The 11,018-nt window shown below is 59.0% G+C and carries 8 protein-coding genes and 3 pseudogenes; 9 read left to right on the forward strand and 2 right to left on the reverse strand.

Features of this window, described 5'->3' with window-relative positions; translation table 11 throughout:
- The first annotated feature begins 14 nt into the window (after nucleotides 1-14).
- A complete protein-coding gene (locus tag G5575_RS07355; protein WP_164533677.1) occupies nucleotides 15-623 on the forward strand; it encodes a biotin transporter BioY in 609 nt (202 codons plus the stop codon).
- Nucleotides 624-678: 55 nt separating this feature from the next.
- Here the strand turns inward: G5575_RS07355 and G5575_RS07360 are convergent, their stop codons facing one another.
- A complete protein-coding gene (locus tag G5575_RS07360) occupies nucleotides 679-1,371 on the reverse strand; it encodes a DNA topoisomerase IB (RefSeq protein WP_328765888.1) in 693 nt (230 codons plus the stop codon).
- Nucleotides 1,372-1,559: 188 nt separating this feature from the next.
- On the opposite strand from G5575_RS07360, the gene G5575_RS07365 reads away from it, so the two are divergent.
- The 5 genes and pseudogenes from G5575_RS07365 to G5575_RS07385 all read left to right on the forward strand — a co-directional run bounded on the left by G5575_RS07365 (nucleotide 1,560) and on the right by G5575_RS07385 (nucleotide 7,020).
- Nucleotides 1,560-1,763, forward strand: coding sequence for a hypothetical protein (locus G5575_RS07365; RefSeq protein ID WP_164533678.1), 204 nt, complete (start codon nucleotides 1,560-1,562; stop codon nucleotides 1,761-1,763).
- A gap of 212 nt (nucleotides 1,764-1,975) precedes the next feature.
- Nucleotides 1,976-4,569: pseudogene (gene ligD / locus G5575_RS07370) on the forward strand (DNA ligase D).
- A gap of 180 nt (nucleotides 4,570-4,749) precedes the next feature.
- Nucleotides 4,750-5,520, forward strand: coding sequence for an amino acid ABC transporter substrate-binding protein (locus G5575_RS07375; RefSeq protein ID WP_164533679.1), 771 nt, complete (start codon nucleotides 4,750-4,752; stop codon nucleotides 5,518-5,520).
- A gap of 71 nt (nucleotides 5,521-5,591) precedes the next feature.
- Nucleotides 5,592-6,271, forward strand: a pseudogene (locus G5575_RS07380) (amino acid ABC transporter permease).
- Complete coding sequence (locus tag G5575_RS07385; RefSeq protein WP_164533680.1) at nucleotides 6,268-7,020, forward strand: amino acid ABC transporter ATP-binding protein; 753 nt, start codon at nucleotides 6,268-6,270, stop codon at nucleotides 7,018-7,020. The pseudogene G5575_RS07380 and the gene G5575_RS07385 overlap by 4 nt, the downstream one beginning before the upstream one ends.
- Nucleotides 7,021-7,544: 524 nt before the next feature.
- Here the strand turns inward: G5575_RS07385 and G5575_RS07390 are convergent.
- Entirely contained in the window at nucleotides 7,545-8,057 is a 513-nt protein-coding gene (locus tag G5575_RS07390) for a hypothetical protein (RefSeq protein ID WP_164533681.1), read from the reverse strand.
- Between the two features lie 313 nt (nucleotides 8,058-8,370).
- Here G5575_RS07390 and G5575_RS22150 point away from each other — a divergent pair.
- The 3 genes and pseudogenes from G5575_RS22150 to G5575_RS07405 all read left to right on the forward strand — a co-directional run.
- Nucleotides 8,371-8,646: pseudogene (locus G5575_RS22150) on the forward strand (aminotransferase class I/II-fold pyridoxal phosphate-dependent enzyme); the annotation flags it as partial.
- A 241-nt stretch (nucleotides 8,647-8,887) separates the two neighbouring features.
- Entirely contained in the window at nucleotides 8,888-9,748 is an 861-nt protein-coding gene (locus tag G5575_RS07400) for a glycosyltransferase family 2 protein (RefSeq protein ID WP_164533682.1), read from the forward strand.
- A 1-nt stretch (nucleotide 9,749) separates the two neighbouring features.
- On the forward strand, nucleotides 9,750-10,505 hold the full coding sequence (locus G5575_RS07405; RefSeq protein WP_164533683.1) for a glycosyltransferase family protein: 756 nt from the start codon (nucleotides 9,750-9,752) through the stop codon (nucleotides 10,503-10,505).
- The last annotated feature ends 513 nt before the right edge of the window (nucleotides 10,506-11,018 follow it).

The raw sequence follows: 11,018 nt of genomic DNA on the forward strand, positions 1-11,018 counted from the left end.
TGGAAGGTTATGAAATGGCCGTCACTTTGACCACGCCCAACACGCTGCTCGGCGTGTTCCAGCCCAAGGGCGACGTCGCCAAGCTGGCGATCAATGCTGCAACTGTTCTGTTGGGCACGCTGCTGATCACTGCTGCTGCCAAGATCAGCGTGCCGGTATGGCCGATTGCCGTGACGCTGCAAAGTTTTGCTATCGCCACCATTGCAGCCGCCTTCGGCTCGCGCCTCGCTGTCGCGACCGTTGCGGCCTACCTGCTCGAAGGCGCCTTGGGGCTGCCGGTTTTCGCTGTCGGCGGCGGTCTTGCCTATCTCGCCGGTCCGTCTGCCGGTTTCCTTTTCGGCTTCCTCGCCCAGGCAGCCATCATCGGCTATGCCGCCGACCGCGGCGCGCTGGCGCGTCCGTTGACCCTCTTTGGCGCCATGCTGGTCGCGACGGCCGTACTCTATGCCTTCGGCTTTGCCTGGCTCGTGGCCATGGCCGGCCAGGCTGCATGGGTCGACCAGACCAATATCGTTGCCTCCGCCTTCTCCAAGGCCGTGCAGCCGTTCCTGGTCTGGGATGCGCTCAAGATGGCTTTTGCCACGCTGACCGTGACCGGCCTCTGGGCTGCGATGAAGCGCTAAGCTTCGTCTCGCGAACAAACAAAGGCCGGTGGAAACACCGGCCTTTTTCTTTTGCCTATTTTTCGAGCTTGCGCAGGAAAGCGGCGGTTTCGACCTCGTCCTCGTCGAGCCCCTCGATCGGCTTCAACCGGCCGGATCGGTGCAGCTCGCCCTTGAGCCAGGTCTCGCCAAGCGCTGGGTGAATATAGGCGGAGCGGCAGACGGCACGCGTGTTGCCAAGGCGCGATGCGACTTGGTCGATGATGGCGTTCATCGCGCGGTTCTGCGCCGATTTCGTTTCCGGCACCTCGGTGTCGGCGAAAAGCCCGAAGGCGCGTACCGTGCCCGCCCAGGTGCGAAAATGCTTGGCGGTGAATTCAGGGCCGGCAAAGGCAGCGAGGTAGTCGTTGACGTCGCGCGACGAGATCGTCGAGTAGCCGGTGTCGCATTCATAGGTGAAAAGGTGCTGGCCCGGAATGTCCTGCAGCGATTTCAGCGTATTGGCGATGCGGCGATCGGCAAGATGGAGGTTCCACTGCTTGCCCGACTTTCCCTTGAACTGGAAGTGCAGCTTATGGCCGGTAATGTCGACATGCTTGGTTCTGAGCGTCGTTAGACCGAAGCTCTTGTTCTGCCGCGCATAGGCGGCGTTGCCGACACGGATCAGGCTATGATCGAGCAGCCAGACGACAGAGGCCACAACGCGTTCGAAGCAGAGGCTGCGTCGGCGCAGGTCGCTCTCCACCTGGGCGCGGAGGCTCGGCAGCACCTTGGCGAAAGCGGGAAGCGTCTCGAACTTGTTGGTCGAGCGCAGCTGCGTCCACTCGGCATGGTAGCGGTATTGCTTGCGGCCCTTTTCGTCGCGGCCGGTCGCCTGGATATGTCCGCACTGATCCTTGCAGATCCAGACGTCCGACCACGCCGGGGAATGGCGAGGGCGCGGATGCGGGCGAGGTCATGTTCTTCGGGCTTGTTGCCGGCTTCATCGACATAGCTCACGCCTTTGCCGCGCTTCACCCGCTGCCAGCCGGGGCCGTCGTCGGAGGAAAAGGCAAGCGTCGGGGCGGGACCGATTTCGTCAGCCCGCATACGATCAAACACCTGGTGCGCAAATCTCATGGCATTAGCCTCACTCGGGCGCAGAATGATTGGCGGCGCTAAGCGTTCCGCAACCTCAGAAACGTGACTCGGAACGCGGGCGAACATCCGGCGTTGAGTCGCAAAATCGGCACCCCTGAGGATCGGCCATGCCTGCTTCGCGTCCCATCTGGAAAGGCCAGCTTCGCCTGTCGCTGGTGTCCATCCCCGTCGAAACGGCGGCAGCTACAGCGGCAAAAGCGACTGCATCCAAGCGAAAGAAAGCGAGCTAAGACATGGCTCGAGCATCGGGGGCCGATCTCCTCAAGGAGTATAAGGCCAAGCGCGACTTCGCCAAAACCCAGGAGCCGGCCGGCGCCGAGCCGGTGAGCAAGGAGGGCAGGGGCTCGTTCGTGGTGCAAAAGCACGATGCGACCCGTCTCCACTATGACTTCCGCCTCGAGCTCGATGGCGTTTTGTTGAGCTGGGCAGTCGCCAAGGGCCCTTCCAATTTCCCCGGAGACAAGCGCCTTGCCGTCCATGTCGAAGACCATCCGCTCGAATATGGCGGCTTCGAAGGCACCATCCCCGAAGGGGAATATGGCGGCGGCACGGTGATGCTATGGGACCGCGGCACCTGGGAGCCGGTGGGCGATCCGCATGAAGGTCTTGAAAAGGGGGACCTCAAATTCCGCCTCTATGGCGAACGGCTCAATGGCGAGTGGGTGCTGGTCCACATGAAGGGCCGCGACACCAAAAGGAAGTCCGGCCCGCCGCGCGAAAATTGGCTGCTGATCAAGCACAAGGATGCTTACGCGCGCGACAAGGACACGCTGACCACCCGCTTCACGCGCTCTGTGGATACCGGGCGCGATCTCAAGCAGATCGCTGCGGGCGCCAAGCCGATCAAGACCAGCAAGGTCAAGGCCGACGCGGTCTGGCATTCCGATGCCGACGAGGCCGAACAGGCGGACCAGACCACGCGCATTCTCGCCAGCGCAAAGAAGGGCAAGGGGCCCGGCTTCCGCCCGGTACAGCTCGCAACCCTCGTCGACACCGTGCCGTCCGGCGAGGACTGGCTCTTCGAGATGAAATATGACGGCTACCGGTGCCTCGCCGCGGTGGCTGGCAACAGCGTGCAGCTTTACACGCGCTCTGGGCTAGACTGGACCGACAAGTTCGCCGCTTTGGTCGAGCCGTTGCAGAAGCTTAAGATCGGATCGGCGCTGATCGACGGAGAAATCTGCGCCTTTGATGACAAGGGCCGCACCGACTTTTCAACGCTGCAGAAGGTGCTGTCCGAAGGCAGACGGCTCGAGTTCTTCGCCTTCGACCTGCTGGAGGCAGATGGTGAAGACGTCACCAAGCTACCGCTGATCGAGCGCAAGGAACGTCTGGAAAAGATGTTGGGCAAATTGGCCAAGGGCTCGCCGATCCAATATTCGTCGCATGTCGCCGGGCACGGGCAAAAGGTGCTCGATGCGCTCTGCCGAGATGGTCATGAAGGCGTCATCGCCAAGAGCGCCAAGGCGCCTTATCGCGGCGATCGCACCAAATCCTGGCTCAAGATCAAATGCCTCAAGCGCCAGGAGTTCGTTATCGGCGGCTGGTCGCCTTCGACCAAGCGCAAGGGTTTTGCTTCGCTGCTGCTGGGCACCTGGGAGAACGGCAAGCTGCTTTATCGCGGCCGGGTCGGCACGGGGTTCAGCCAGGAGCTTTTGGGGCAAATGGATGAGAAACTGGCCAGGCTGGCGCGCAAGGACAACCCTTTCGAAGCTGTGCCGCGAGAGATCGCGCCCGCGGCGTTCATTGGGTGGAGCCGCAGCTCGTGGCCGAGATCGCCTATACCGAGCTGACCAGCGAAGACATCCTGCGCCACCCGAGCTTTATTGCCCTGCGGGGAGACAAGGCAGCGGAGGAGGTGCATATGGAAAAGGCACAGGCACTCGACGAATTCGAGCCACCCCAGGGCATCGAGCTCAAGGACGAAGAGGGCGAGGAAGTCGCCGAACGGCTCGGGGTACGGCTGACCTCGCCGCATCGCGTCGTATACCCCGACCAGGGTACGACCAAGGCGCAACTGGTCGACTATTATTCCGAAGTCGCCGAAGCCATGCTGCCCCACATCGCCAACAGGCCGCTGAGCCTCGTGCGGTGTCCGCAAGGCAGGGCCAAGCATTGCTTCTTCCAGAAGCACGATACCGGCAGCTTCCCCGAGCAGATTTATTCTGAGACCATCACCGAAAAAGACGGCGACAAGCAGAACTATTTCTTCATCAAGGACCTGGCCGGCCTCGTCGCCGGCACGCAGATGAACGTGCTCGAATGGCATATCTGGGGCAGCCATTTCGACGACGTCGATAAGCCAGACCGGCTGGTCTTCGACATCGACCCCGATGAAGGGCTCGACTTCTCGCACATCATCAGTGCCGCAACTGACATTCGCGACCGGCTCGCCGACCTCGGTCTCAAGAGCGTGCCCATGGTGTCGGGCGGCAAAGGCGTGCACGTCATCGTGCCGCTCAAGCCGGAAATGGACTGGGCCGAGGCCAAGACCTTCTGCCGCGACTTTGCCAAGAAGCTCGAAAGTGACGAGCCCGACCGGTTCACCGCCAATCTCAGCAAAGCCAAGCGCAAGGGGCGGCTGTTCATCGACTATCTTCGCAACGAGCGCGGCTCAACAGCAATCGCGCCCTGGTCGGTGCGCTCCCGCGAAGGCGCGCCGGTGGCCGTGCCGGTGACCTGGGACGAAGTGCCAAGGCTCAAGGGCGCCAATATCTTTTCGCTCGAAGCGGCTGCCGAACGGGCGCAGGGCGACAATGCCTGGCCGGACTATTTCAAGCTCAAGCAAAAGCTCACGGCAAAGATGCTAAAGGCGGTGTCGGAATGAGCATCAAAGTAACGCCGAAGATGGTTGCCCGAAAACGTTCGCCTCTCCGAAGAGGCAAGTGAAGGATGCCATTGCAACGTCAGTGCTGCCAGGAAAACATCCATCCAAGCCGTTGAAACCACTTCGCTTTTAAGCCATTTTCACGCCAGACCGCCGGGAAAGCCGGCTGAGGAGACGACCATGACATTCTCGAAACTTCTTTTGGCCGGTGCTCTGCTGGCTGGCCTCGCCACCCCCGCTTTCGCCCAGAATGCGCTTGAACAGGTTCAGTCCGCCGGCGCGCTGCGCATCGGCACCGAAGGCACCTACGCGCCCTTCACCTTCCACGATGCCAGCGGTGAACTCGTCGGTTTCGACGTCGAAATCGGCCGCGCCATCGCCGAGCATTTGGGCGTCGAAGCCCAGTTCGTCGAAGGACCATGGGACGGCTTGATCGCCGGCATCGACGCCAACCGCTATGACGTCGTCATCAACCAGGTCGGCATTAACGAAGAGCGCCAGGCCAAGTACGATTTCTCCGAGCCTTACATCGCCTCCAAGGCTGCGCTGGTGGTCAAGGACGACAATACCGACATCACGAGCTTTGAATCGCTCTCCGGCAAGACCTCGGCCCAGTCGCTGACCTCCAACTTCGGCAAGCTCGCCCAGAGCTATGGTGCCGAACTCGTCGGCACCGAAGGCTTCGACCAGTCGATCGCCCTCGTCATCCAGGGCCGCGCCGACGCCACCATCAACGACAGCCTTTCCTTCTTCGACTTCAAGACCCAGCAGCCCGACGCGCCGGTCAAGGTCGTGGCGACGGCCGAGGACGCCGACTATTCTGGCGTGATCCTTGCCAAGAACAAGCCGGAACTCCTGGCGGCAATCAACGAGGCGCTGGAAGCCATCAAGACCGACGGCACCTATGCCGAAATCTCCGAAAAGTACTTCGGCGAGGACGTGTCGCAGTAAGCGACTTTACCGGATAACATCCTTGGGGATCGGCCGAGAATCGGCCGGTCCCTTTTTCGTGGAAAGTGCCCATGCCGCATTGGCTGTCCCTGATGCTCGACTCGCTGCCCTCCCTGCTTTGGGCCTGCGTGTTGTTCACCGTGCCGCTGACCTTGTTGAGCTTCGTCTTCGGCCTCACGGTCGGCTTCTTTGCGGCGGTGCTCCGCCTTTTCGCTCCAGCGCCGATCGCCTGGATCGTCCGCTTCTATGTCTGGATCATTCGCGGCACGCCGCTTCTGGTGCAGCTCTTTTTGATCTTTACGGCCTGCCCAGCGTCGGCGTCACGCTCGACGCATTCCCCGCAGCGCTGATCGGCTTTACCCTCAATGTGGGCGCCTATACGTCCGAGATCATCCGGGCCGTGCTGCTGGCCGTGCCCAAGGGTCAGTGGGAGGCAGCATTCTCGATCGGCATGACCTGGTCGCAGGCCATGCGCCGCACCATCCTGCCGCAGGCCACCCGCATCGCCGTGCCGCCGCTCTCCAACACTTTCATTTCGCTGGTGAAGGACACTTCGCTCGCCGCGGCCATCACCGTGCCCGAGCTCTTCCGTGCCGGACAGCGCATCGTCGCCACGAGTTATGAGCCGCTGATCCTTTATGTGGAGGTGGCGCTAATTTACCTGGTCCTGAGCTCCGTCCTCTCGAACCTGCAGGGGCGCCTCGAAAAACGCCTGTCGCGCTATGGCGGCAGCATCGAGGCCGCGTCATGATCCGGCTGGACAAGATCGAGAAAAGCTTTGGCACCAACCATGTGCTGAGGGGCGTCAGCATCGAGGTGCCGGAGGGCGGCGTCACCGCGCTGATCGGGGCGTCGGGCAGCGGCAAGAGCACGCTGTTGCGCTGCGTCAACCTGCTCGAAACGCCGCAATCGGGCGACGTGCGTATCGACGACGCCCACGTGCATCTTTCACCCGGCAGCAAGCCGCGGCAGGACGCCGTGCTGGCCCTGCGCCGCAAGACCGGCATGGTGTTCCAGAACTTTCAGCTCTTTCCGCACCAAACGGCGCTGGAAAATGTCATGGAAGGCCTCGTGACCGTCCTCGGCCAGCCGCGCGAACAGGCGCGGGGCAGGGCTATGGCACTGCTCGACAAGGTCGGCATGCGCGAAAAGGCCGACGCCTGGCCCTCGAGTCTTTCCGGTGGCCAACAGCAACGCGTCGCCATTGCGCGGGCCTTGGCGCCGGCACCAAAGGTGCTGCTCTGCGACGAGCCGACCTCTGCGCTCGATCCGCAACTCGCCATCGAAGTGGTGGAGGTCTTGGCGCAGCTCGCCCGCGAAGGCACAACCATGCTGATGGCCACGCATGACCTCCGTCTTGCCGCGACCATCGCCACCAATGTGGTGTTCTTGGAAGGCGGCAATGTCGTGGAGTCCGGCCCGGCACAGCAGGTGTTTCGCGCGCCGCAAGACGAGAGTACCAAGCGCTTCGTCGCAACGCTTAGCTCGCTAACGCTCTAGCCAGTCGCCAACCAGACAACCCTACCTTAGACGAACGTCAGCACCCACAATGTCGTCAATAGCTGAACCGAGCAAAGCGATCTCTGTTGGCAACGGGGTCATTGCATTACCCGGTCAGACTCGTTCGTTGTTTTAGAACGCCCATTACGGTGTCTACTCCTTTGACTGGCTGGTCGGTCATGCGATCCCGTCACCAATAGCGTTTGCTCCACTATCATTCGAAGTTTGGGATATATTTTGGTCCTAGCTCAGCCATGCCGCTCAAACATCTTGAAGTTCGAAACCATCGTCGGATATTTGTCTGTTCCCCAAGATTTGCTCTAATTCGGTCGATCTTTAACCGCTGGCTGGGTGCCACCCTGATACGAACTGGCAATGTTTTATAAGTTCTAGAAATTACACCCACGAAGATGCGCCTCCGCAGGTGAGAAATTAACGCCCCAAAAGACTTGATCGACTAGCACATCGGCAAAAATGAAGAGCCCCCAGGGCTAACCTAGGGGCTCCCAGACACTAAGGCTATATTACGAGCGATCGTCCACGATTACAGTGACGCTGCCTTCAGCATTGCTTTGCAGGCTGATGACATCGCTTGAAGTAAAGCCTTCAGCAGCAAGCTTTGCCTGAATAGCGGCGTTACCATCGACCTTCGAACGAAGTTCGGCCTGCGCATCTGCATTGGCCTCCAGAGCAGCATCGAATGCTTCACTCTGCGCGTCGGCAGCGTAGGAAGACAAGAGCACGATGGTTACGGACGCTTCGTCGGTGACAGCGGAAACATCGACGTCGGCAGATCCTGACAGAGATGCGATCAGCGACCCCAATGTGTCGGCAGTGCTGCTGGCATCGCTAGATACGGTGGCACCTGCATCCAGCGAGGTGCTGGTGCTTGCGTCTGCGTCAACGCTTGGTGTTTCTACCGAGGCGCCAGCCGACGCGTCGGCACCCGCGCCGCCGACATTCAGGTCTTGGGCGAAAGTCATAGAAGTGGTCGCGAGGATGAATGCGACAGACGTAACCAGAACATTCTTCTTCATTCGAGGCTCCATGGTGTTTCCCCACCGCGAAGCATAGACGCACAGGTTAGTTAAAAGTTGCATGAAAACAAAGAGTTAGCAGGAATTTCGGTTGCTGGCAGAGCTTTAGCGAGTGTCCGCATAGCCGCCGACGAAGCTGATGAGTATGTATGCTGGATACAAAATTCAAATGCTTAGCAGCGCGAAAGTTCTTTTGGCCATTTAGGCTTATTCAAGTGTAGCGACGATTCAAAAGTTTTTTCGAGGCCATTAATTATGAACGCATGACTTACCTAAACAGCCAAGACCCGGTCGCCATCAATCCGGCCTTAAGGTCGCGACTTACCCCTATTTCGACCCCGAAACCCGCGGCATTAAATCCGAGCAAATGCTTGCAGACCTTAACCGACTGATCGCCGAGGACGTCGTCCTTCTCCATGTCTGCTGCCGCAATCATAACGGGGCAAATCGCTCGGATGCACAGTGGGATCAGATCGCGAGAGTCTTGTCCGCACTGGCGCGCGACCCTTCATCGACTTGGCTTATCTGTGCTTCGGCGACGGCATCGAGGCCGACGCCTATAACGCTTCCGCCAGCGCAAGTAGCATAAGATCTGTGTATGTCAGTTAATCGGTCGACGCTGCTTCCTAGTCCATGTTAGTGAACGGTCATCACAAAGTCGCATTCCGCAACTTCACACAAGGCTCCTTGACCGGCTTTGTTGAGATGCTGCGGCACCGATCTTAACACAAGCCCGGATATGAGTCGCCAAGCCCCATAGTTATGGCGCCTCTTGCTGAACTCCTTTCGGGAAGTGAACTCATCACTCGTGCTGGAGAGGCAGTACGACCATGCTCAGCCTCATCATTGCTACCCTGTCTGATAACGGTACTCTCGTGGCCTGCCTTGAAAGCCTTTGCGATCAAGAAAGGGCGCCATCTTTCGAAGTCATCATCGTGGATCAGAACAGCGACGACCGAGCTGCCTCGTTGATCCCTAAATATTTGCCCCGGTTACCTCTCCACCACTTGCAGGTAAACTTCCGAGGCGCATCGAGAGCACGAAACCACGGCGCCTCGCTGGCATCGGGCGACTGGCTAAGTTTCCCAGATGACGACTGTGAACTGCGACCGAATGCTTTGGCCGAGTTTGCTCGTATTCAGAGCGCCAATCCGGCCTTAAAAATCATTACTGGCCAGACCGTTGACGAAGGTGGGCTTGCAAATGTGTTGCGCTGGAAAACCGAGCCAAGCGCTTTTACGCCCGCAACCATGTTCTCTTCAGTGACTGAGGCAACTCTTTTTGTCGACGCAAAGGCTTATGCTTCTGTGAGCGGCTTTGACGAACGTTTCGGACCTGGCACTCGCTACCCGGCCGCAGAAGGAATCGAACTTGTGAATCGGCTCTTCGAGCTGCACGGTCATGCCTGCGCCTACTATAGTCCAACCATTCAGATGCAGCATCCGAGTAAAATACCGCCCTTCAACAGGTGGTCAGCAAAGAGGTTTCACAGCTACGCCATTGGCGACGGTGCGTTAATTGCAAAAAGCCCAAAATCGCATGTGCTTCGATGGGGCAGTCGCACCGTAATCTCCTCAATCATCCAGGCCTTCTCACTGCCACCTTGGCGCGGTCTCTCTTTTGCATCGCGCCTCTTAGGCCTATTACGTGGATTCGGTCGCTATTATCTAGATAGGCTTACAGGGCGTTAAGATGAAGATCAGATACATCTCCTGGGCCGACAATACAGGTTATGCTGTTGCGGCAAAATCATATTTGTTCGCATTCTATCGCGCCGGTCAGAATATCTCCTGGACACCGATGTTACCTAACAAACACGGCTATTCGCCATCTAGTGAATTGCAGCTCGGTGATTCAGTACTCGCTGGCCTTTTAGCGAAAGGTGGCGACTACGATCTTATGGTGATCCATACGGTTCCCGAATACTACGCTCCGTGGGTTGCAGAAGCGCGATCGAAGGGGAAGCGAGTCTTGGGCTACACAGTATGGGAGCTTGAACGCCTTCCAGATCACTGGCCAGCTATCCTCAACCAACTCGACGCGGTAGTCGTGCCCTGCTCGTGGAATGTCGAAGTATTTCGCCACTCCGGCGTAACTGTCCCGATCCATGTGGTTCCTCATCTTAGCCAGTTCGGTGACTTGCCGGGTCAGGTTCTGCGTGAAGCGGATTACAGATGGCTTCCAGCAACCGCAACATCGCCTGACCGATTTATGTTCTATAGCATTGGCCATTGGTCCAACCGCAAAGCGCCTAACTTGGTTGTTCAGGCATTCTTACGAGCATTTGGGGCGAATGATCCTGTGTCTTTGCTGGTTAAGACCAGTCGGAATGATGTTACTCGCTGGCACCGTCATTGGCGTAATGCCTTCCGGCGCCGTCATCCTTCGCCAATGCTTGAGCTTCGCCGAATGCTGAAGGATAGGGAGCCACTCCTCCAATCTTTGTAATTCCAGATGAGTCACTAGAGGACGCGCAGATGTTAGCCTTGCATCAGCGCGGCAACTGCTACGTGTCGTTGGCTCGCACCGAAGGCTGGGGTCTTGGTGCTTTCGACGCTGCCCTGTTGGGAACACCTGTAATTATGACCGGATACGGGGGCAGCTGGATTTTCTTGATCCCGAGCTTACACACCTCGTCGACCGTCCTTGACCGCCGGAAGGCGTGTGGGCTAGCGGCCTGGCGCTCGTTAATGCCGACCTGGTGTTAACGTAAAGGAACGATACGTCCTCCCTACCTCGAATCGGCGCCGTCGATCTTCGCCTCGTTGATACTTGTTGGATCACGCCAGGGCGATCGGCGTCGGCAAAACGATCTTCTGAGTCGAAGAAAAGCGTCGACGAACAGTCAGCCGCCGGTCGGCCAATAAGGCGGCGTTCCTGGGACTCGTGATGTCATTGTCGTCCTTGACCGCCGGAAGGCGTGTGGGCTAGCGGCCTGGCGCTCGTTAATGCCGACCTGGT

It is taken from the genome of Devosia aurantiaca, from assembly GCF_011058215.1.
In the GTDB taxonomy this organism is placed as follows: domain Bacteria; phylum Pseudomonadota; class Alphaproteobacteria; order Rhizobiales; family Devosiaceae; genus Devosia; species Devosia aurantiaca.

What these genes read in the sequence shown, in the direction of transcription:
- G5575_RS07355 (WP_164533677.1), top strand. Translation starts at nt 15, where the DNA reads ATGGCCGTCACTTTGACCACGCCCAACACGCTGCTCGGCGTGTTCCAG.
- G5575_RS07385 (WP_164533680.1), top strand. Translation starts at nt 6,268, where the DNA reads ATGATCCGGCTGGACAAGATCGAGAAAAGCTTTGGCACCAACCATGTG.
- G5575_RS07400 (WP_164533682.1), top strand. Translation starts at nt 8,888, where the DNA reads ATGCTCAGCCTCATCATTGCTACCCTGTCTGATAACGGTACTCTCGTG.
- G5575_RS07375 (WP_164533679.1), top strand. Translation starts at nt 4,750, where the DNA reads ATGACATTCTCGAAACTTCTTTTGGCCGGTGCTCTGCTGGCTGGCCTC.
- G5575_RS07390 (WP_164533681.1), bottom strand. Translation starts at nt 8,057, where the DNA reads ATGAAGAAGAATGTTCTGGTTACGTCTGTCGCATTCATCCTCGCGACC.
- G5575_RS07365 (WP_164533678.1), top strand. Translation starts at nt 1,560, where the DNA reads ATGTTCTTCGGGCTTGTTGCCGGCTTCATCGACATAGCTCACGCCTTT.
- G5575_RS07405 (WP_164533683.1), top strand. Translation starts at nt 9,750, where the DNA reads ATGAAGATCAGATACATCTCCTGGGCCGACAATACAGGTTATGCTGTT.